The 20,462-nt window shown below is 71.6% G+C and carries 21 protein-coding genes and 1 pseudogene; 9 read left to right on the forward strand and 13 right to left on the reverse strand.

Annotation, left to right across the window (positions count from 1 at the left end):
• Window positions 1-116 precede the first annotated feature (116 nt).
• The gene (gene glnII / locus ACFZAT_RS05780) at window positions 117-1,151 is read right to left on the reverse strand and encodes a glutamine synthetase (protein ID WP_391260641.1); all 1,035 of its coding nucleotides are present in this window, start codon (window positions 1,149-1,151) and stop codon (window positions 117-119) included.
• Window positions 1,152-1,277: 126 nt separating this feature from the next.
• Window positions 1,278-1,700: a hypothetical protein gene (locus ACFZAT_RS05785; protein ID WP_391260644.1), complete on the reverse strand. Its 423-nt coding sequence runs from the start codon at window positions 1,698-1,700 to the stop codon at window positions 1,278-1,280.
• A gap of 123 nt (window positions 1,701-1,823) precedes the next feature.
• Between ACFZAT_RS05785 and ACFZAT_RS05790 the strand changes: the two genes are divergently transcribed.
• Both ACFZAT_RS05790 and ACFZAT_RS05795 read left to right on the forward strand, forming a co-directional pair.
• Entirely contained in the window at window positions 1,824-2,702 is an 879-nt protein-coding gene (locus tag ACFZAT_RS05790) for a helix-turn-helix domain-containing protein (RefSeq protein ID WP_391260647.1), read from the forward strand.
• On the forward strand, window positions 2,699-3,610 hold the full coding sequence (locus ACFZAT_RS05795) for a Gfo/Idh/MocA family oxidoreductase (protein ID WP_391260651.1): 912 nt from the start codon (window positions 2,699-2,701) through the stop codon (window positions 3,608-3,610). Before ACFZAT_RS05790 ends, ACFZAT_RS05795 begins: the two co-directional genes overlap by 4 nt.
• Before the next feature lie 105 nt (window positions 3,611-3,715).
• On the opposite strand, the gene ACFZAT_RS05800 is transcribed toward ACFZAT_RS05795, so the two are convergent.
• The gene (locus ACFZAT_RS05800) at window positions 3,716-4,183 is read right to left on the reverse strand and encodes a MarR family transcriptional regulator (RefSeq protein WP_391260655.1); all 468 of its coding nucleotides are present in this window, start codon (window positions 4,181-4,183) and stop codon (window positions 3,716-3,718) included.
• Window positions 4,184-4,252: 69 nt separating this feature from the next.
• Here ACFZAT_RS05800 and ACFZAT_RS05805 point away from each other — a divergent pair, with 69 nt between their 5' ends.
• Window positions 4,253-5,116, forward strand: a complete 864-nt coding sequence (locus tag ACFZAT_RS05805) for an alpha/beta fold hydrolase (RefSeq protein ID WP_391260658.1) — start codon at window positions 4,253-4,255, stop codon at window positions 5,114-5,116.
• Here ACFZAT_RS05805 and ACFZAT_RS05810 read toward each other — a convergent pair.
• The gene (locus ACFZAT_RS05810) at window positions 5,113-5,478 is read right to left on the reverse strand and encodes an ArsC/Spx/MgsR family protein (protein WP_391260661.1); all 366 of its coding nucleotides are present in this window, start codon (window positions 5,476-5,478) and stop codon (window positions 5,113-5,115) included. The genes ACFZAT_RS05805 and ACFZAT_RS05810 overlap by 4 nt on opposite strands.
• Window positions 5,479-5,620: 142 nt before the next feature.
• Between ACFZAT_RS05810 and ACFZAT_RS05815 the strand changes: the two genes are divergently transcribed.
• Window positions 5,621-5,902, forward strand: a complete 282-nt coding sequence (locus ACFZAT_RS05815) for a hypothetical protein (RefSeq protein ID WP_391260664.1) — start codon at window positions 5,621-5,623, stop codon at window positions 5,900-5,902.
• A 50-nt stretch (window positions 5,903-5,952) separates the two neighbouring features.
• On the opposite strand, the gene ACFZAT_RS05820 is transcribed toward ACFZAT_RS05815, so the two are convergent.
• Both ACFZAT_RS05820 and ACFZAT_RS05825 read right to left on the reverse strand, forming a co-directional pair.
• Entirely contained in the window at window positions 5,953-6,390 is a 438-nt protein-coding gene (locus ACFZAT_RS05820) for a hypothetical protein (RefSeq protein WP_391260667.1), read from the reverse strand.
• Window positions 6,391-6,452: 62 nt separating this feature from the next.
• A complete protein-coding gene (locus tag ACFZAT_RS05825; RefSeq protein ID WP_391260669.1) occupies window positions 6,453-6,827 on the reverse strand; it encodes a VOC family protein in 375 nt (124 codons plus the stop codon).
• Window positions 6,828-7,365: 538 nt separating this feature from the next.
• On the opposite strand from ACFZAT_RS05825, the gene ACFZAT_RS05830 reads away from it, so the two are divergent.
• Entirely contained in the window at window positions 7,366-8,871 is a 1,506-nt protein-coding gene (locus ACFZAT_RS05830) for a SulP family inorganic anion transporter (protein WP_391260672.1), read from the forward strand.
• Window positions 8,872-8,890: 19 nt separating this feature from the next.
• Here ACFZAT_RS05830 and ACFZAT_RS05835 read toward each other — a convergent pair whose 3' ends face one another.
• Together ACFZAT_RS05835 and glnA are read right to left on the reverse strand one after the other, a co-directional pair.
• Entirely contained in the window at window positions 8,891-9,493 is a 603-nt protein-coding gene (locus ACFZAT_RS05835; RefSeq protein ID WP_391260675.1) for a TetR family transcriptional regulator, read from the reverse strand.
• Window positions 9,494-9,648: 155 nt separating this feature from the next.
• Window positions 9,649-11,058 (reverse strand): type I glutamate--ammonia ligase, encoded by a 1,410-nt coding sequence (gene glnA, locus ACFZAT_RS05840; protein WP_391260678.1) that lies wholly within the window; start codon window positions 11,056-11,058, stop codon window positions 9,649-9,651.
• A 295-nt stretch (window positions 11,059-11,353) separates the two neighbouring features.
• Between glnA and ACFZAT_RS05845 the strand changes: the two genes are divergently transcribed.
• From ACFZAT_RS05845 to ACFZAT_RS05855, 3 genes and pseudogenes are all read left to right on the forward strand, one after another.
• Window positions 11,354-11,821: an RDD family protein gene (locus ACFZAT_RS05845; RefSeq protein ID WP_391260681.1), complete on the forward strand. Its 468-nt coding sequence runs from the start codon at window positions 11,354-11,356 to the stop codon at window positions 11,819-11,821.
• 257 nt (window positions 11,822-12,078) lie between these two features.
• Window positions 12,079-12,555, forward strand: a pseudogene (locus ACFZAT_RS05850) (recombinase family protein); the annotation flags it as partial.
• A 535-nt stretch (window positions 12,556-13,090) separates the two neighbouring features.
• The gene (locus tag ACFZAT_RS05855; RefSeq protein ID WP_391260684.1) at window positions 13,091-14,047 is read left to right on the forward strand and encodes a transposase; all 957 of its coding nucleotides are present in this window, start codon (window positions 13,091-13,093) and stop codon (window positions 14,045-14,047) included.
• On the opposite strand, the gene ACFZAT_RS05860 is transcribed toward ACFZAT_RS05855, so the two are convergent.
• From ACFZAT_RS05860 to lipB, 4 genes are all read right to left on the reverse strand, one after another.
• Window positions 14,044-14,754, reverse strand: coding sequence for a DUF4191 family protein (locus ACFZAT_RS05860; RefSeq protein ID WP_391260687.1), 711 nt, complete (start codon window positions 14,752-14,754; stop codon window positions 14,044-14,046). The genes ACFZAT_RS05855 and ACFZAT_RS05860 overlap by 4 nt on opposite strands.
• Before the next feature lie 10 nt (window positions 14,755-14,764).
• Window positions 14,765-14,980, reverse strand: coding sequence for a hypothetical protein (locus ACFZAT_RS05865; RefSeq protein ID WP_018103546.1), 216 nt, complete (start codon window positions 14,978-14,980; stop codon window positions 14,765-14,767).
• Window positions 14,981-15,219: 239 nt separating this feature from the next.
• Window positions 15,220-16,155 carry a lipoyl synthase gene (gene lipA, locus ACFZAT_RS05870; protein ID WP_391261662.1) on the reverse strand — a complete coding sequence of 312 codons (936 nt, stop codon included), beginning with the start codon at window positions 16,153-16,155 and terminating at the stop codon, window positions 15,220-15,222.
• A 159-nt stretch (window positions 16,156-16,314) separates the two neighbouring features.
• Window positions 16,315-17,127: a lipoyl(octanoyl) transferase LipB gene (lipB, locus tag ACFZAT_RS05875; protein ID WP_391260691.1), complete on the reverse strand. Its 813-nt coding sequence runs from the start codon at window positions 17,125-17,127 to the stop codon at window positions 16,315-16,317.
• 303 nt (window positions 17,128-17,430) lie between these two features.
• On the opposite strand from lipB, the gene ACFZAT_RS05880 reads away from it, so the two are divergent.
• Window positions 17,431-19,017, forward strand: a complete 1,587-nt coding sequence (locus ACFZAT_RS05880; RefSeq protein ID WP_391260694.1) for a regulator — start codon at window positions 17,431-17,433, stop codon at window positions 19,015-19,017.
• Between the two features lie 21 nt (window positions 19,018-19,038).
• Here ACFZAT_RS05880 and ACFZAT_RS05885 read toward each other — a convergent pair whose 3' ends face one another.
• Complete coding sequence (locus ACFZAT_RS05885; RefSeq protein ID WP_391260697.1) at window positions 19,039-20,385, reverse strand: FAD-dependent oxidoreductase; 1,347 nt, start codon at window positions 20,383-20,385, stop codon at window positions 19,039-19,041.
• Window positions 20,386-20,462: the final 77 nt, after the last annotated feature.

Below are 20,462 nucleotides of genomic sequence, written 5' to 3' on the forward strand. Positions count from 1 at the left end.
TTCCGGGGTCCCCCCCTGCCGGGGGTGAGTGGCCCCGGGTGGCCCCCGGGCACGCCCCGGGGGGGCCCCCCCCCCCCCGGGGGGGGCCCGCCCCTCGCTGTCAGTGCCGGAGCGGATCAGGCCTGGCCGGCCTTCTCCAGGGCTGAGCAGCAGGTGTCCACGATCAGCCGCGTGACGACGTACGGGTCGACGTTGGCGTTCGGGCGGCGGTCCTCGATGTAGCCCTTGCGGTCCTGCTCGACCTGCCACGGGATGCGCACCGAGGCGCCGCGGTCGGAGACGCCGTAGCTGTACTCGTTCCACGGGGCGGTCTCGTGCAGACCGGTCAGGCGGTCGTCGATGCCGGCGCCGTAGTTCTTGACGTGGTCCATCGGCTTCGAGCCCTCGCCCAGCGACTCGCAGGCCGTGATGATCGCGTCGTAGCCCTCGCGCATCGCCTTCGTGGAGAAGTTGGTGTGGGCGCCCGCGCCGTTCCAGTCGCCCTTGACCGGCTTCGGGTCGAGGGTCGCGGAGACGTTGAAGTCCTCGGCGGTGCGGTAGAGCAGCCAGCGGGCGATCCACAGCTGGTCGGAGACCTCCAGCGGGGACAGCGGGCCCACCTGGAACTCCCACTGGCCGGGCATGACCTCGGCGTTGATGCCGGAGATGCCCAGACCCGCCTTCAGGCAGTTGTCGAGGTGCTTCTCCACGATCTCGCGGCCGAAGATCTCGTCCGAGCCGACGCCGCAGTAGTAGCCGCCCTGCGCGGCCGGGAAGCCGCCCTCGGGGAAGCCGAGCGGACGGTGGCCGTCGAAGAAGGTGTACTCCTGCTCGATGCCGAAGATCGCCTCCTGCCCGGCGAACTGCTCGGCGACCGGACGCAGCAGTGCCCGCGTGTTCGACGCGTGCGGGGTCATGTCGATGTCGAAGACCTCGCACAGGACCAGGACGTCGTCACCGCCGCGGATCGGGTCCGGGCAGGTGAAGACCGGCTTCAGCACCCGGTCCGAGGCGTGGCCCTCGGCCTGGTTGGTGCTCGATCCGTCGAAGCCCCAGATGGGCAGCGAGGCCACGTCGGACGACGGGCTGCCGGACATGATCTTCGTCTTGGAACGGAGCTTGGCGGTCGGCTCGGTGCCGTCGATCCAGATGTACTCAGCCTTGAACGTCACGGAAGCCATCCTTTGCGGGTGCTGCGGTCTATGCGCCGCAGCTTCGCAAGCCGCGATTTCCCGACCGTTGCCCTCGTGTGAACCCCGTGTTACCGAGGTTTCCCCGGCGACCCCGGCGTGTCGCGGTCATCCCCCGATGAACTGGTAGTCGCTCACGATGCGGCCGTCGGGGCCCAGCACAAGGACCTCCAGCCCGACGCCGGCGGCCTCGCCCCCGTCCCGTGGCGCCATCTCCCAGGTGAACTTGACGACGTCGTGGAGCCGGTCGGCGTCGCCGCGCGACCGGAAGACGAAGGTGCCGGGCGCGACGAACTCCTCGTGGGCACGCGTCACCCGGAAGTCCAGCGCGTCGTACCCGCGCGCCTCCAGCAGGAGACGGCCGAAGCCCAGTCCCTCGGCGGCCTCCCGGATCTCCTGGGGAGGCCGCAGTACGTGGACGGCGTCGGCGGACCACAGCTCGCGGACGGCGGCGCGGCGGCGCTCCGCGTCGGGCTCGTTCCAGACGGCGACATAGCGGTCGGTGAGCTCGTGCACGTCGATGCCGGTCATGGGCGGTTCCCCTCGGTCTGCGGCTGAACGCTGTGTGGCGACGACCCTGCTGCCACCGGTGCGGGGGCGGCAATTCCCCGCAGGGAATCGCCGCCCGGCGCCCGGGCGGTATACACAGGAGGGGTGATCACCGAACCGGCCGGAGACGGCCTCGCCGGAGCGTTACGCGGGTGGCGCACCCGGCGACGCGTCAGCCAGCTGGAACTGGCCACGCGTGCCGGGACCACGCAGCGGCACCTCAGCTTCATCGAGAGCGGGCGCTCGACCCCCGGGCGGTCGCTGATCATCCGGCTCGCCGAGTCCCTGGAGGTGCCGATCCGCGAGCGCAACGACCTGCTCCTCGCGGCCGGATTCGCACCGGTCTACCCGCGCACGGACCTGGACGACCCCCGGCTCGAACCGATCCGCACCGCCCTCGCACGCATCCTGGACGGCCACCTGCCCTACCCGGCCGTCGTGGTGGACCGCCACGGCGACCTCGTCCTGGCCAACGCAGCCTTCCACGCCCTCACCGCAGGGGTGGCCCCGCACCTGCTGGCACCCCCGGTGAGCGTCCCCCGGGTCCTGCTGCACCCGCAGGGCCTCGCGCCACGCATCGTCAACCTCGACGCGTGGGCCCGGCACATCATCGACCGCGTCCACGCCGAGAGCATGCGCAACCCGGACGACCGGCTCCGAAGCCTGGCCGCCGAGCTCACCGGCCTCGTCCCGCCCCGCCCGCGCGACTCACCGCACCACATCGGCTTCGCCGTACCCCTGCGCCTGCGGCCCCCCGATCCGGCCGACGACCGCGAACTCACGCTGATCACCACGCTCACCCACTTCGGCACCGCCACCGACGTCACCGTCGCCGAGCTACGGCTTGAGGCGTTCCTCCCGGCCGACCGGGAAACCGGCGCCCTGCTGGCCGAACTCCACCGCGCCCGGAGCAGCCGGTCCACCGGGACCGGCTGTCCGGGCGTTGCGGCCCCACCGCCCCCACCCGGCACACTGGACCCATGACGACACCCGAGACCCCCCTGCGCATCGGCCTGGCCGGCACCGGACCCTGGGCCCGCAACACCCAGGCCCCCGCCCTCGCCGCACACCCCGGCGTCGTGCTCAGCGGTGTGTGGGGCCGCCGGGCCGAGGCGGCCGGTGAGCTGGCCGCCGCGCACGGTGCCCCGGCGTTCTCCGGTGACGCGGGGCTCGACGAGCTGTTCGCCACCAGCGACGCCGTCGCCTTCGCGCTGCCGCCGGACGTGCAGGCCCCGCTGGCCGCCCGCGCCGCCGCGGCCGGCTGCCACCTGATCCTGGACAAGCCGGTCGCCACCACGGTCGCCGGGGCCCGCGAGGTCGCCGAGGCCGCCGAGCAGGCCCGGGTCGCCTCCGTCGTGTTCTGCACGCTCAGGTTCGCCCCGCGGCCGGCCGCCTGGATCGCCGAACAGGCCGCGAAGGGCGACTGGTTCACCGCCCGCGCCGAGTGGATCGCCGCGCTCTGGGCCCCCGGCACCGACAGCGACTACGCCGCGTCCCCCTGGCGCCGGGAGCGCGGCGGCCTCTGGGACGTCGGCCCGCACGCCCTCTCGGTCCTGCTCCCGGTCCTGGGCGACGTCACCGAGCTGACCGCAGCCGGTGGCCCCGCCGACGCCCACCACCTCGTCCTGCGCCACACTTCGGGGGCGTCCAGCACGGTCACCCTGACCCTGGGCGCACCGGCGGCCGCCGCCGGGGTCGAGGTCGTCCTCCGGGGCGAGCACGGCGTGGCCGAACTGCCCAGGTGGGACGGCGCGGTGGACGCCTTCGCGGCGGCCGTGGACGCGCTGATCAGCTCGGTGCGCACGGGCGAGGCCCACCCCTGCGACGTACGGTTCGGCCTCCGCCTGACGGAGCTCCTGGCGGAGGCGGAGGCCCAGGTCCACGGGGCGTGACGGCGGGTCGGGGCGGGGACCGGGCGGCGCCCGTCCGGCCGGGGCGGGGACCGGCGGACGGCCTCCGCCCCGGCCGGTGTTCCCCGCCTCACCGGGCGCTTCCGCCTAGCCGGTAGCCCCCGCCTCGCCGCCCTCCGACATCGCCCCCAGGAACCCGCCCAGGAACCGCCGCACCGCCGCGACCTCCGCCGCGTCGAACTCCCGCAGCAGCGCCACCGCGCTCCCGATCGCCGGGCCGAACGCCGCCCAGCCCAGCTCCACCGCCTGCGGCGTCACCCGTAGCAGCACCCGCCGCCGGTCCCGCTCGTCCCGCGTCCGCGTCAGATGCCCCAGCCGTTCCAGCCGGTCGATGAGCGACGTGGTGCCCGCCGAGTTGAGCCCCAGCTCCGCCCCCAGCCGACCGGCGGTGACCCCGGACCCCTCGCGCTCCGCGTCGAGCAGGCACACCAGGGCGCGTACATCCGTGGGATGCATCCCGTTCCGGGCCGCGAACTCGGCCTGGCGCAGGGCGAATTCCGACGCCACCTTCCGCAGCAGATGGACGATCTCCAGCTCCGGCCCCTGCTCACTCATTCCCGGCACCTCCCACTATTGTCTCGCTCAGCGAGATAATATCCAGGCGTACGAGTCCAGGGAGCACCCATGACACCCACCCCGCCCGCGCACACGGCGTTCCTCACCGCCTATGACGACACCGTCGCCGCGACCTGGCCGCCCGGCACGACGCCGACCACGGTCCCCACCCCGTACGGCACCACCCACCTCAACAGCTACGGCCCCGAGGACGCCCCGCCCGTGGTGCTGCTCCCGGGCGGCGCGGCGACCTCCACCGCCTGGTACGCCCAGGCCGCCGATCTCGGCCGCACCCGTCGCGTCCACGCCGCCGACCTCATCGGCGAACCGGGCCGCAGCACCGTGGGGGAGCGCCCCGTCCGCAGCGTCGAAGACCTGTGCGGCTGGCTCGACGCGCTGCTAGACGGTCTCGGCGCCACCGGACCGGTCGCCCTCGCCGGCCACTCGTACGGCGGCTGGATCGCCCTCCACTACGCCCTGCACGCGCCCGAACGCCTCCGGAAGCTGATCCTCCTCGACCCCACCGGCTGCTTCAGCGGCTTCCGCCCGGGCTATCTGCTGCACGCCCTGCCGATGCTGCTCCGCCCGAACGCCGCCCGCACCCGCGCCTTCCTGGCCTGGGAGACCGGCGGCGCCGCGCTCGAACCCCACTGGCTGCGGCTGCGGGAGGCGACGGCCGGCTTCCCCGCCGCCCGCCCGGTCACCGGTCCCCGCCCGAAGCCGGAGGCCGTGCGCGCCCTCGCCGTACCGACGCTGATCCTGTTCGCCGGCGACAGCCGCGCCCACGACGCCGACAGGGCGGCCGTCGCCGCGCACCGGCTGCTGCCGGGGGCGGAGACGGCCGTCCTCCCGGGCGTCTCCCACCACGCCCTGCCCCTGCACGCGCCGACGGCCCCGGAACTCAACCGCAGGATGGACGAGTTCCTGGCCTAGGCGTGACGCCCCAGCGCGTCCCGGACCGCCTCCTCCGTGCGGCCCACGACCGCCGTACCGTCCTCCGCCGTGATGATCGGCCGCTGGATCAGCTTCGGGTGCTCGGTGAGCGCGGTGATCCAGCGCTCCCGGTCGTCCGCCGCACGCGGCCAGTCCTTCAGGCCCAGCTCCTTCGCGTCCGCCTCCTGGGTCCGCGTGATGTCCCACGGTTCGAGGCCGAGCCGGTCGAGTACCGCCCGGATCTCGTCCGGCGACGGCACGTCCTCCAGGTAGCGGCGGACCGTGTAGTCGGCCCCTTCGGCGTCGAGCAGCCGCACCGCGCTGCGGCACTTGGAACACGCGGGATTGATCCAGATCTCCATGGGGCCAAAGGTACGGGACGGGCTTCCTCAGGAGGCCCGAAAACCCCTCTGGCCAGGGGCGATTGTCAGTGCGGGCCGGTAGAATGGGAGTCAGTTCGTGAGGGTTCCCGAAGAGTTCCGCCACCGTGCCAGGAGGTTGCCCATGGCCGTTGCCGCAGTCACGACCAAGCCGCTCGACAAGCCCCTGCACCAGCCCCTGACCAAGAAGCCGCTCCCCGCCGGCCGCCCCCGTGAGTGGTACGTCTCCCACAACCGCCGGCTGAAGGCGATGCGCCTCGCCATCGCCCTGCTCGACACCGGCGTCTACCTCCCGTCCGGCGCGAACAACGCCCGCATACGCACGACCGCGGCGCGCCTCGGCATCCACCCGCCGTCCGACATCACCTGCCGCATGGTCCGCGCGCTGATCCGCTACGGCCGCTGACCGACCGACCGACGCGGGGCGGGCCCCGGAATCCTCCGGGGCCCGCCCTCTCAGTACCCGTCGCAGTACGCCGTCGCGTACGCACCCGAGGCCGAGTCCGTACGCCGCGTGCCGTCGTCCACGGTCACCGAGCACGACACGTCGCCGCCGCCCCGGCCCACGCTCACCACGAACGAGCCGCCGCTCATGAAGCCCTTCGAGTCCAGCTCCCCGGCCCACGGCAGCGACCGCAGCGCCAGCCGCCCGGTCGACAGCTCCTCGCCCCGCCAGGTGCTGTAGGTCAGCACCACGTCGCGCGCGGTCCCCGTCACCTCGTACCGGATGTGCACCTTCCGCGAGCCCTCCGCGTGGAGGACGTCCGACAGCACCGCCATGACCGCCCCCGCGGCGAGGGCCAGCACGACGGCGACCAGCAGCAGCACCCACGGCCACATCCGCCGCCGCGGAGGCGGCGGGACCGGACCGCCGGGCGGAGCCTGCTCACTCATCCCCCCACCCTCCGCGCTCCGGCCCCGCACCGCGACCCCTCGGGGTCCGTCCGGCTGCCCGGCTACAGATACGGCCGGGTGATCAGCTCGATCGCGTGCCCGGCCGGGTCCTTGAAATAGACCCCCCGCCCGCCGTGCTCGGTGTTGGTCTCCCCGGGCCGCTTCATCTGCGGATCGGCCCAGTGCTCGACCCCTCCCCCGACCAGCCGCCCGTAGGCCCGGTCGAACAGCTCCTCGTCCACGAGGAACGCGTAATGCTGCATCTGGATCTCCACCGGCGGCTCCGCGAACTGGAGCAGTACGCCGTCCGCCAGCTGGATGTTGACGAACGGCCCCCAGGACGGGGCTTCGTCCAGCTCCAGCAGCTCCCGGAAGAACCGCGCGGACGCATGGCGGTCCACGGCGGCGACGATGGTGTGGTTGAACGAAACGGACATGGCTGACGACCTCGTGATCTCTTCGGCTCGACACAGTGATTTCGTACGGTGTACGAGCCGGGGGAGGCCCCCGCGCCAGACATACGGAACACCCGGCGGGGCACATCCGGCGGGGGCTCAGCCCACCACCGGGTAGCCGTTCCGTGCATGGCGTATCGCCGGTCCGGTGTTCACGGGCACGACCCTAAGGGGGCCGACCGGGAAGGTACAGTGGTTTGTCGCCCAACGCCGCGCGTACGCGCGTGCGGGGTCCACGCCCATACGGCGGAGACCGAGGCGCACCGGAGTGCCCGGCGGATGAGAGAGCGAGCGAGCGGATGCGCATGACGACGCCCCGCACCGCCGCCTGCCCGCCGTGACCCGTAACCCCTGAGCCGTGCCGCTGCCCGCCCCTGACCGGGGCCGGGCACGCCCGTCCGGCTCCCCCTCCCGGCCCTGATCCACCGGACAGGTCCGTGCCGCCCCGCCTTCCCCCGCTGTCCAGCCCCGCACGCCCGCGCTCCGCGACCGGGCGCGCCCGACCGACAGGTACACCGTCTTGTCCCTCACCCCGCCCGCTTTCGCGCCCCGCCTGCGCGCCCTCAGGCCCGACTGGATCTCCGACCCGAAGGTGTGGCGTACGGAGGTGCTCGCCGGGCTCGTCGTCGCGCTGGCCCTCATCCCCGAGGCGATCTCGTTCTCGGTCATCGCCGGGGTGGACCCCGCGATCGGGCTCTTCGCCTCGTTCACGATGGCGGTCACGATCTCCGTCGTCGGCGGACGCCGCGCGATGATCTCCGCCGCGACCGGCGCGGTCGCCCTGGTGATCGCCCCGGTCAACCGCGAGCACGGCTTCGGCTACCTGGTCGCCACCGTGATCCTGGCGGGCCTCTTCCAGATCGTGCTGGGGGCCCTGGGGGTCGCCAGGCTGATGCGGTTCGTGCCGCGCTCCGTGATGACCGGCTTCGTCAACGCCCTGGCGATCCTGATCTTCATGGCCCAGGTGCCCGAGATGCACGACGTGCCGTGGGAGGTCTATCCGCTGCTCGCCGGGGGCCTGCTGCTGATGGTGTTCTTCCCGAAGGTCACCCGGGTGGTCCCGGCGCCCCTGGTCTCCATCGTCGTCCTCACCACGATCACCCTGGCGGCGGGGATCGCGGTCCCGGCCGTCGGCGACAAGGGCGAACTGCCCTCCTCGCTCCCCGTGCCCGGCCTGCCCGACGTGCCGTTCACGCTGGACACCCTGACCACCATCGCCCCGTACGCCCTGGCGATGGCGCTGGTCGGGCTGATGGAGTCCCTGATGACCGCGCAGCTGGTCGACGACATCACGGACACCCGCTCCGACAAGACCCGCGAATCGGTCGGTCAGGGCATCGCCAACATCGTCACCGGCTTCTTCGGCGGCATGGGCGGCTGCGCGATGATCGGCCAGACGATGATCAACGTCCGCGTCTCGGGAGCCCGCACCCGCCTGTCCACGTTCCTCGCGGGCTCGTTCCTGATGGTCCTCTGCATCGTCTTCGGCCCGGTCGTATCCGACATCCCGATGGCGGCGCTGGTCGCGGTGATGGTGATGGTCTCCTTCGCCACGTTCGACTGGCACTCCATCGCCCCGAAGACCCTGCGCCGCATGCCGGTGGGCGAGACGGCGGTCATGGTCATCACCGTCGCCATCGTCGTCGCCACGTCCAACCTGGCGATCGGCGTCGTCGTCGGCTCGGTGACCGCGATGGTGATCTTCGCCCGCCGCGTCGCGCACCTGGCCGACGTCACCGCGGTCGTGGACCCGGACGGCGGCCAGGTCGTCTACTCCGTCACCGGCGAGCTCTTCTTCGCCTCCTCCAACGACCTGGTCACCCGCTTCGCGTACGCCACCGACCCCAACAGGATCGTCATCGACCTCACGGCCACCCACATCTGGGACGCCTCAACGGTCGCGGCCCTGGACGCGATCGAGACGAAGTACGCCGGGCGTGGCAAGACGGTCGAGATCGTGGGCCTCAACGAGCCGAGCGCGGCCCTGCACCGCACGCTGAGCGGCGAACTGACGGGCGGGCACTGAGCGGGGCGGCTGCGCCCGGTTACCCCGCGACGGCCCCGTGCAGGAAGACGTCGACCAGCTCGCGCGGGGTCAGGTCCGGCTCGTCCTCCGTACGCGGCTGCGTGAACAGCAGCCCGAAGAAGAGCGCCGCGACCTGCTCCGGGGCCCGGCGCAGGGCAGCCCGGTCGGGCTCCAGCAACTCCGCCACGGCCGCCCGGAGCCGGGCCGTCGACTCATTGCGCCCCGCACCGCGCACCGGCCCGGGATGCTTGCCGCCCCCGTGCCCCAGCGACCCGAGGATGGCGCCCATCCTGGCCAGGTGCGCCTGGAGCGCGTCGGCCGCCTCCACGAGCCGGTCGGGCAGCGGCTGGGCCAGGTCGATCGCGTCGAGCTCACGGATCGCGTGCTCGGGGGACAGCGCCTCGGACACACACGCCTGCATCAGTTCGTCCTTGTCGGCGAAGACCCGGAAGATCGTGCCCTCCCCGATGCCCGCGGCCCGGGCGATCTTCGCGGTCGTCACGGCGGCACCGTACTCGGCGATCAGCGGGATGGCCGTCTGAATGATCATCGCGCGCCGCTGCTCCGGCGACATGGCGGGGGCGCGGCGGCGGGTGGTCGGGTTCTTCTTGGACTCGGTCATGCCTCGACCATACGGAGTGAGTGCTCACTCCGTCAATGAGTGAGGACTCACTCCGCTCGCGGTCAGGGGCGGTCCATGAGCAGCCCGAGAACGCCGGAGAGCCCTGTCGCTCTCCGTGGAGAGTGACAGGGCTCCTGATCCGGCGCAGCCGCGATCTAGAGGTCGAAGTACAGCTCGAACTCGTGCGGGTGCGGGCGCAGCTGGATCGGGGCGATCTCGTGGGTGCGCTTGTAGTCGATCCACGTCTCGATCAGGTCGGACGTGAAGACGCCGCCGGCCTGGAGGTACTCGTTGTCGGCCTCAAGGGCGTCCAGGACGGCCGGGAGGGACGTCGGGACCTGCTGGACGTTGGCGTGCTCCTCGGGGGCCAGCTCGTACAGGTCCTTGTCGATCGGCTCGGCCGGCTCGATCTTGTTCTTGATGCCGTCCAGACCGGCCATCAGGAGCGCCGAGAAGGCCAGGTACGGGTTGGACGACGGGTCCGGGGCGCGGAACTCGACGCGCTTCGCCTTCGGGTTGGAGCCCGTGATCGGGATGCGCATCGCGGCGGAGCGGTTGCGCTGCGAGTACACCATGTTGACCGGGGCCTCGAAGCCCGGGACCAGGCGGTGGTAGGAGTTCACCGTCGGGTTGGTGAAGGCCAGCAGCGACGGGGCGTGCTTCAGGATGCCGCCGATGTAGTAGCGGGCGGTGTCCGAGAGGCCCGCGTAGCCCTGCTCGTCGTAGAACAGCGGGTCGCCGCCGGACCACAGGGACTGGTGGACGTGCATGCCCGAGCCGTTGTCGCCGAAGATCGGCTTCGGCATGAAGGTCGCGGTCTTGCCGTTGCGCCAGGCGACGTTCTTCACGATGTACTTGAAGAGCATCAGGTCGTCGGCCGCGGCGAGCAGCGTGTTGAACTTGTAGTTGATCTCCGCCTGGCCGCCGGTGCCGACCTCGTGGTGCTGGCGCTCGATCTCCAGGCCGCTCTTCTGCAGCTCCAGGGACATCTCGGCGCGCAGGTCCGCGTGGTGGTCGACCGGGGAGACCGGGAAGTAGCCGCCCTTGTAGCGGACCTTGTAACCGCGGTTGTTCTCGATCGCACCGGTGTTCCAGGCGGCGGCCTCGGAGTCGATGTGGTAGAAGCTCTCGTTCGCCGACGTCTGGAAGCGGACGTTGTCGAAGACGTAGAACTCGGCCTCGGGGCCGAAGTACGCGGTGTCGGCGATGCCGGTGGAGGCGAGGTACGCCTCGGCCTTCTTGGCCACGTTGCGCGGGTCACGGCTGTACTGCTCGCCGGTGATCGGGTCGTGGATGAAGAAGTTGATGTTGACGGTCTTGTCACGGCGGAAGGGGTCGACACGGGCGGTCGACAGGTCCGCGCGGAGCGACATGTCGGACTCGTGGATGGCCTGGAAGCCGCGGATCGACGAGCCGTCGAAGGCAAGCTCGTCGGCCGGGTTGAAGGTCGCCGCCGGGACGGTGACGTGCTGCATCACGCCGGGCAGGTCACAGAACCGGACATCGATGAACTTGACGTCATTGTCGGCGATGAACTTCTTCGCGTCGTCGGCGTTCTGGAACATCCAACTCCTCCTACTCCCGGCCCGGGAGGGACGGGGTTGCAGCTCGTTGTGGCCAGTGCGGTGGCACACGCTGGACCCGACCATAGGCAGACCGGATTTCTCAAGCATGACCCATTTGTTTCGCCGAAGTTAACCGGCGCGGCTGTGAGGAGCGGTCGTGCGGCCCCCGGACCGCCCCTCTGGCGTGGGCTCACGGGCCTCACGGCCGTATCAGAAGGGTGTCCGAGGAGTGGGACGACGCAGGGGACGGCACCCGCGGGGGAAGGCGCGAGGCCGGGCGCAGTACCGTGGTCGGGTGGACAACAGGCAAGCAATCGGATCGTGGCTCTCCGGGCCGCGTGCGGCCGCCGAGGACATGGGCGCCGACTTCGGCTACCGGGGCAAGCGGCTGGGCCTCCCCGAGCAGGGCCCCGGGGCCATCGCCCCGCTCGGCCGGCGCTTCGGGGCCCTCTTCATCGACTGGGCCCTGTGCATGCTGATCGCATACGGGCTGTTCGCTCGCGGTGACCAGCAGGCGTCCGGGAACTGGGCGCTCGGCATCTTCCTCGTCATGAGCGTGCTCACCGTCGGCACGATCGGCTGCACCCCCGGCAAGCGCCTCATGGGTACCCGGGTCGTCGCCGAGGAGGGCGGCCGCCTCGGACTCGTCCGGGTCCTCGTCCGCAGCGTCCTGCTCTGCCTGGCGATTCCGGCCCTCGTCTGGGACCGCGACGGCCGCGGCCTCCACGACCGCCTGGCCCGCGCGGTGCAGATCCGCGTCTGAGCCGCAGAGAACGCGAAGAGGGCGGGCCGTGAACCCCAAGGTTCACGGCCCGCCCTCTTCGCGTTGTCGGGCCACCGCTGCGTTCTGCGCATCCGTGTGAGGGAATTCTCCGACGTATGTTCGCACTCTTGTTCGTGAGTGAGGTGGTGGAGCTGCCGTAATGTGGGCGTTCCACATGGGTGGACCCCCGGGAGGGCCTGAGAAACGCTCCTGGGGGTCCTGCCAGTCACGGGAGGACTGACATGGGTGAGTCTGTCATGTCTGCTATCAGCAGCGCAGGCCCGGCTCGGCTTCGAGCCGTCGACTATCTGCGCGTCTCGACCGAACAGCAGACAAAGGGCTACGGGATTGCATACACCGGAAAGCGGAACGCAGCCCACATCGCGCGCAAGGGCTGGCTTCACGCAGGGACCTTCGCTGATGAAGGTGTGTCGGGGACCATCCCCTGGCCGCTGCGCGCGGGCGCGGCGCGGATCATGGAGATCGCGGCGCAAAAACCACGTGCCTTCGATGTGGTCTGTGTCTATGAAACACGCGCCATCGGTCGCGAGAGGCGAGTGTTCTGGGATTGGGTCTGGCAACTCCAGGATCTCGGCGTCTTCGTCGCGGTCGTTGACGAGGACATCGACAACACAACCGAGGAGGGCGAGTCGCGCATGCGTGATGAGGCCCGCGTAGCGTTCAACGAACTGTCCAGGCTTCGGAAGCGCGCCCAGGGCGGTATTCAGGAAAAGGCGGAGACCGGGGGTTTCCCCGGCGGGCAAGCCCGCTACGGCTACCGCATCGCCAACAAGGGCATGAAGGGCGAACAGCGACTCGTGCTCGACGTCTGCGACGGGGGAACGGCGTGCAGCGGCACCGACCCGTGCCAAACCGTTCACGAGGCCGACGTACTGCGGGCCGCGCGCGGTGCGGCTGTGCGATTCAAGAAGAACTGGGAAAAGGTGGCGCTTCATCTGAACTCTGAGGGGTTCTTCACCCGCTCCGGGAAGCCATGGAGCGGTCCCAATATCAGAGGGCGTCTCACGGACCAGAACCTGTTGAACGCTTGTTTCGTCTTTCGAGGAGAGAGGAACGGCACGCAGATCGACTCGGACGGCCGTCCGGTCTGGGGTGAGTCGGTCACCCTTCCCATGCAGCCCATGTTCACGTCGAAGGAAGTTGCGGAGCTGCGCGCCACAACGGGCAGGACATACCGCAAGTCTCCGACTCGGCAGCGGGTGTATCCCCCTTTCTGGTCGGCTGCTCAGCCCTTGTGGTCAGCGTTACGTGGGCAGCAGTCCCGATGCGAAAGAGAGCGCGCACTACGTCTGCAACGGCAAGAGACAGGAGTATGCCGGTGCCGCAACATGTTCCTGTTCCCAGATCTACGCTCAGGGAGTCGAGGAATGGGTGTGGGGGAACGTCTGCGCGCTGTCGGGCAATTGGGAGCAGCCGGTGCACGCCGCGGCCCCAGCACGGGTCGACTATTCTGCCCGCCTTGTGTCGCTGACCCGGAGGATTGCCGAGCAGTTCGAGATCATCGACCTGGTGGCAGGTGTCACCGCACAGCACGCGTCGCGCCAGGGGCTTGTCGGCGGCGCCGCTGAAGCGCTCGTGGAGAGCAGGCTCCGGCCCCTACGCGCCGATCTGGAGCAACTCCGCAGCGAGAGTGAGGAGCTTTCGCTCTGGCAGTCGGAGTCCCAGAAGGCCGAGCGGGAAGCCGACTCACTCCGCGCCTCAGCGTCGGGCGGCTTGGAGAAGTGCACCAAAGAACAGCAGAGCGCATGGCTCGGTCTGCTGGGTATCACGGTGAGGGTGCTGGAAAACCCCCCGGCTATGCGTCGGGGACCGGAGTGCCCGATCGGAGACTGGTTTCGGGCCCGCGACCGGAATGTGCCTGCTCTGTCCGATGCGGTGTGGCGGCGGATCGTGGAAGCGGAAGGATTTCCCGGCGGAGGCATGGTCCCTCGCCAGGCGGGTGGACCGGCTCCGAGGGCCGTTCTTCAGATCTTCCTGGAAAAGGCACTCACTGGCGCTCCGTGGGCCGCTATGGAGGCCGAGACCGGCTTCAGGGGGCTCATCGGCCACTGGAAGCGATGGAGCGGACATGGCCGCTGGGAGCGCGTCATGGAGGTTATGAAGCACTGTGACGGGGCGCCGCCGGCGCCCCGTCACAGGATTCCCAAGATGCAGATGACAGGCGAGGTACTGCCTGGAGTGGTTCTCGCTGAGAGTGGGGACTAGCGCGCGCGAGGCGGGCGGCCGGCGCCGCCACGGCCGGGGAGGGGCCCCTTCGGCAGCGGCATGTTGCTCATCAGGTCGCCCATCGCGCGGAGCCGGTCGTTGGCGGCCGTCACCTGGGGGCCGGTCAGGACGCGGGGGAGCTTCAGCATCTTGGTGCGGACCTTCTTCAGGGGCACCTGGCCCTCGCCGTTGCCGACGATGATGTCGTGGACGGGGACGTCCACCACGATGCGGGCCATCTTCTTCTTCTCGGCCGCGAGCAGGCTCTTCACCCGGTTCGGGTTGCCCTCGGCGACCAGCACGATGCCCGCCTTGCCGACGGCGCGGTGCACGACGTCCTGGCTGCGGTTCATCGCGACCGCCGGGGTCGTCGTCCAGCCCCGGCCCACGCGGTCCAGGACCGCGGCAGCGGCGCCCGGCTGGCCCTCCATCTGCCCGAAGGCGGCCCGCTCGGCGCGGCGCCCGAAGACGATCGCCATCGCGAGGAGCGCGAGCACGAAGCCCAGGATGCCCAGGTAGACCGGGTGATCGATCAGAAAACCGATCGCGAGGATGACACCGAAGGTGACGATTCCCACACCCGCGACCACAAGACCGATCTTGGAGTCGGTCCGCTTGGTCATCTTGTAGGTCAGAGCGATCTGCTTGAGCCGCCCCGCGTTCTCGGCGCTGTCCGCGCCTTCAGTGGTGTTTGCCTTCCTCGCCATGCAATGAAGTTTACGTGGCCTTCGAACGACGGGCGGCCACGGCCTCCCGTTCCGGCACGTAGCCGGAGGCGGCCCGGTCCTTCGCCCGGCGGCGGTCCTCCAGGACGGCCGTCCAGGCATTGCGGCGGGCGGTGCGCTGACCGCTGCTGAGCAACAGCGATTCCACGGCGCGGAGGGTGTTGGTGACGGTCGGAATGACGTTGGCGCGTACCGGCGCGGCCTGCATCGTGGCAAGTCCCCTCGGAAACGATGTACGTGTGCTGCGCGGACTGGAGACGGGTGGCGGTGGTGTCACCGCGCCGCTCGTGTATCCAGGGTCACCGTTCGGTGTTACCAGCGCGTGACCGGTCGGTCAAACACCAATGAAACCTTGATACGGGCCCCGCGCACGCCGACGCGGTCCGTCCGCGCCCCGGCCTCGCGGGCCTGCCGGGACGGGACGGACCGCGTCGGGCGTGTGACGGATTACGCGGACGGCAGCGGGGCCTCGGCCTCGCGCCGGTCCATCGCCTGCTGGAAGAGGCGGCCCGCGCGGTACGAGGAGCGGACGAGCGGTCCGGACATGACGCCGGAGTACCCGATGGCGTCGGCCTCGTCCTTCAGCTCCACGAACTCGTGCGGCTTCACCCAGCGCTCGACGGGGTGGTGGCGCACCGAAGGCCGCAGGTACTGCGTGATCGTGATGAGCTCGCAGCCCGCGTCGTACAGGTCCTGGAGCGCCTCGCTGACCTCTTCGCGGGTCTCGCCCATGCCGAGGATCAGGTTGGACTTGGTCACCAGGCCGGCCTCGCGGGCGCGGGTGATGACCTCCAGGGACCGCTCGTAGCGGAAGCCCGGGCGGATGCGCTTGAAGATGCGCGGCACCGTCTCCACGTTGTGCGCGAGCACCTCGGGGCGCGAGGAGAAGACCTCCGCGAGCTGGGCGGGCTCGGCGTTGAAGTCGGGGATCAGCAGCTCGACCTTGGTGCGGCCGGCCTCCCGGTCCGCCGTCTGCGCGTGGATCTGGCGGACGGTCTCCGCGTACAGCCAGGCGCCGCCGTCCTCCAGGTCGTCGCGGGCGACGCCGGTGATGGTGGCGTAGTTCAGGTCCATCGTGACGACGGACTCGCCGACGCGGCGGGGTTCGTCCCGGTCCAGCGCCTGCGGCTTGCCCGTGTCGATCTGGCAGAAGTCACAGCGCCGGGTGCACTGGTCACCGCCGATGAGGAACGTGGCCTCGCGGTCCTCCCAGCACTCGAAGATGTTGGGGCAGCCGGCCTCCTGGCACACCGTGTGCAGGCCCTCGCTCTTGACGAGTTTCTGCAGCTGGTTGTACTCGGGGCCCATCTTCGCCCGGGTCTTGATCCACTCGGGCTTGCGCTCGATGGGGGTCTGGCTGTTCCGGACCTCAAGGCGCAGCATCTTGCGCCCGTCGGGTGCGACAGACACTCCGGCACTCCCCTTTGCTTTCACTGCATTGGATTCTTCGGCGAACACCAGGGTACGCCCGTAGTTCATTCGGTTGTACGTCTGCCCAACCTGGGGCAGGCGGGGCCTATTCCCGGAACCGCGTTCCGTGGGTCACGCCGTGGCCATGGCGTCGCCGGTGCGCTCGATCGTACGGGGGGCGAGCTCGGCGTTCTCCAGGATGTCCCGCAGGTGCTTCTCGACGACGGGCAGGACCTCGTCGATGGTGATGTCGCGGCCCAGTTCGTAGCTGAGCGAGGTGACACCGGCGTCCCGGATGCCGCAGGGCACGATGCGGTCGAACCAGGTGTTGTCCGGGTTCACGTTGAACGAGAAGCCGTGCATCGTGACGCCCTTGGCGACGCGGATGCCGATCGCGGCGAGCTTGCGGTCCTCGCGGCGCTGCCCGGCGTTGGACGGGGCGTACTGCGGACCGTTGAGCCGGGGGTCGAACTCCTCGTCCGCCAGGCGCGGGTCGAAGTCGAGCGTGAGGCCGCCGGGCGCGGGGCGCTGCTCGACCGGGTCGCCCAGGACCCAGACGCCGCTGCGGCCCTCGACCCGGCTGGTCTCGACGCCGAACTCGGCGGCGGTGCGGATCAGCGCCTCCTCCAGGCGGCGCACATGGGCGACGACGTCCACGGGGCGCGGCAGCTTCTGGATCGGGTAGCCGACGAGCTGGCCCGGGCCGTGCCAGGTGATCTTGCCGCCGCGGTCCACGTCGATGACGGGGGTGCCGTCGAGGGGGCGCTCGCTGTCCGCCGTGCGCCTGCCCGCGGTGTAGACGGGCGGGTGTTCCAGGAGCAGGCAGGTGTCCGGGACGGTGTCCTCGAACCGTGCCGCGTGCACCTCGCGCTGCTTCTGCCACGCCTCCTGGTAGTCGACGGCGTTCTCGCCGAATCCCATACGGACGAACCGGAGCTCACTCACGGCGGCAGCCTCTCTCCTCGCGGTGCCGGGAGCCGGGGGGTGTCCCCGGACCGCGTCACCCTGCACGAATCGCGCCAAGGGCCTCTCGTTCGGATCAGGCCGGATCAGAACGAAAGACCCAAGCCACTGTACGACCGGCGTCGGCGCGTGGGCCGGGCAGGTCTTCCCGTCAGCGCCGCCCACAATCCTCACACGATCGGATGAATGTGGAGCGAAGGGTGCTGAGGCCGCCCCGCAGACAGTTAAATTCGCGCCGTTCGTCAGAGGGCTGCCCGGCCCCGAAGGCAGGAGACCCTAGAGCTGATGTCGGAACGACCTCCGCAGCGCACGCCCAACCGCCGGCTCGCCTCGCTCATCACCGAGGCCGGGTTCTCCAACGCCGGCCTCGCCCGCCGGGTGGACCAGCTCGGCCTCGAACACGGACTCGACCTGAGGTACGACAAGACCTCCGTGACCCGCTGGCTGCGCGGCCAGCAGCCCCGGGGCACCACCCCCGCGCTCATCGCCGAGGTCTTCACCCGGCGGCTCGGCCGCCGGCTCTCCGCGCAGGACCTCGGCCTCGACGCCTGCGCCCCGGTCTACGCGGGTCTGGAGTTCGCCGCCACGCCCGCCGAGGCCGTCGACATCGTCAGCGGGCTCTGGCGCAAGGACTCCGGCAGCCACACCGAGCTGCGGAAGATCGCCTTCACTCCGGCCGGTCTCGTCGTGCCCAGCCGGGACTGGCTGATCGGCCGGGCCGACGAGTGGGTCGGCCGGCCGGTGCCCGCCAGGGCCGGCGCCGTGCGGGCGGCCGGCGCCCAGCTCCCCGCCGCCGGAGCCCTGACCGCCGTGCCCGAGCAGGGCGGGCGGCACAGCGTGCGCGGACCGGTGCCCTCGCGGCCCGGCGGGGCGCCCGCACCCCCAGGCGCCCCGGCCGGCGGCGCGACGGGCGGCGCGGCGGGCGGCCCCGGGGTGCCCCGGCAGCGGCAGACCGAGCGGGGCTCGGGGCTCCGGGTCGGCGAGGGGGACGTCGCCGCGCTGCGCTCGGTGGCCGAGCTCTTCCGTACGCTCGACCACGCCTACGGCGGCGGCCACGCCCGCCAGGCCCTCGTGCGGTACCTGGAGCACGAGACGGAGCCGATGCTGCGCGGCACGTACGGCGAGGCGACCGGCCGCCGGCTCTTCGCGGCCGCCGCCGACCTGACCAGGCTGGCCGGCTGGACCTCGTACGACATCGCGGCGCACGGGCTCGCCCAGCGCTACTTCGTGCAGGCGCTCCGCCTCTCCCAGGCGGCCGGCGACCGGGCCTACGGCAGCTATGTGCTGATCACCATGAGCCGCCAGGCGGTCTATCTCGCCCACGGCCGGGAAGCGGTCCAGCTGGCCCGCGTCGCCCAGCAGGGCATCGGCTCGGCCGCGCCCCACACCGTCATGGCCCTGCTGCACGCGGTCGAGGCGCGCGGGCACGCGGTGCTCGGGGACTCCAAGGCGTGCACGGCCTCGCTCGCCCGCGCGGAACGCGCCCTGGAGGCGGCCCGCCCCGGCGACGAGGTCCCGCACTGGGCGCGCCACTTCGACGAGGCGCAGCTCGCCGACGAGTTCGGGCACTGCCACCGCGACCTTCAGCAGTACCGGTCCGCCGCGCAGTACGCGGAGCGCGCGCTCCAGCTGCGCGCCCCCGCGTACGCGCGGAGCAGGCTTTTCTGCCGGGTGGTGCTGGCGTCCGCCCGGCTCGGGCTCGGCGAGCTGGACCAGGCGTGCCGGCTGGGCGCGGAGGCCGCCCAGCAGGCGGCCGAGATGCGCTCGGCGCGGGCCACGGAGTACGTACGGGACTTCGAGCGGCGGCTGGAGCCCTACCGTGACGCCGCCGCCGTGCGCGGCTACCGGGAGCGGGTCGCCGCACTGGGGTGAGATCTGCTGGGCCGCCTCGTCTCAGGCCGCCTCGGGGAGTGCGGGAGCGTCCCCGGCGGCCGGGCGGATGCCGAGGTCGTGGAGGATCGACGCGGCGGCGCGGGCGCCCGAGGCCAGGGCGCCCTGGACGGTGCCGGTGTCGCGGTGGTCGCCGCACACATAGAGGCCCGCGAGGACCCGGACCGGGCGGTGCGGGTCGTGCGGGGCGGGCATCGCGGGGACGGCCTCCGGGTCGTGGTGGGCGGCCAGCAGCTCCCAGTCGTCGGTGGGCACGCCGTAGAGCGCGGCGAGGTGGGCGCGGACCGTGCGGTCCAGGTCGTCCGGCGGGGTGCCCAGGACCGTCGAGCTGATCAGGGTCCGGCCCTCCGGGGCGCGGGCCGGGTCGACCTCGCTCATTACGGCGGTGTGGGACACGGGGCCCGACCGGTCGGCGTCCAGGAGCAGCGAGGCGCCGGTGGGCGGGGGAGCGGGCGCGGTGTGATGGAGCACCGTCACGGGGTGGAAGGACGGCAGCCGCAGGCCCGGCAGCAGCTCGGCGGCGGCGCTCGCTCCGGTGGCCACCAGCAGGGACCGGCAGCCCAGTTCCCCGTGCTCCTTGGTGCGTACGGAGGTGATGTCGGCGGAGGTGACGTGCACTCCGGTGCGTACGGTGCCCGGCGGCAGGGAAGCGGCGAGGAGCGCCGGCAGGGTGCCCGCCCCGCCCTCGGGTACGCACAGCCGTCCGCTCGCGTACGTCCGCAGGGCGAGGTCGGCGCACCGGCTGGACGTGGTGAGGTCCGGGTCGCTGAGCAGCGCCGTGAGCAGCGGGCGTACGAAGCCGCCCAGCGTGCGGGAGGAGAGCCGGCCGGCCAGGGCGTCGATGGCGGCGCGTTCGGGCCGGGCGAGGAGGCGGGCCGGGGGTGTCGCGGCGAGCCGGGCCAGGGCCACGCCGAGCCGGGCGTGGTCGATCGCGTCGCCCATGGCACCGGTGAGGGCGCCCGTGCGCGCCGGCCGGGGGGCGTGCGCGAGGGCGCGCGCCGCCTTGAGCGCGCCCCGTGCGCCGCGTGCGCCCGGCACGCGGCGGGTCTCGCCGGTCCGGTGGCGGCGGCCCTCGCTGTGCAGGAGGACCCCGGGGTCGAAGGGGCGCAGGACGAGTCCGTCGAGCCCCGGTGTGGTGCGGAGCTCCGGATACGCGGTGTTGAGCAGCGGGCCGGTCCGGTCGAGGCGGAACCCGTCCACCTCGTCGGTGGCCATCCGGCCGCCGACGTCGGGGCCGGCCTCCAGGACGCTGACGCTGACCCCGGCGCTGGTCAGTCGGTGGGCCGCCGACAGGCCGGCGATCCCGGCCCCGATGATGACGACGTCCGCGTGGTGTGCCGTGCTGAGCACGTGCCCTCCCCGGTTCGGCGCTAGTGGTGGGGGGCTCATGCCCTCAACCGCCCACCGGAATGCGTGAGTTCGTCAGG

It is taken from the genome of Streptomyces sp. NPDC008163, from assembly GCF_042956885.1.
GTDB classification, from domain to species: Bacteria; Actinomycetota; Actinomycetes; order Streptomycetales; family Streptomycetaceae; genus Streptomyces; species Streptomyces drozdowiczii_A.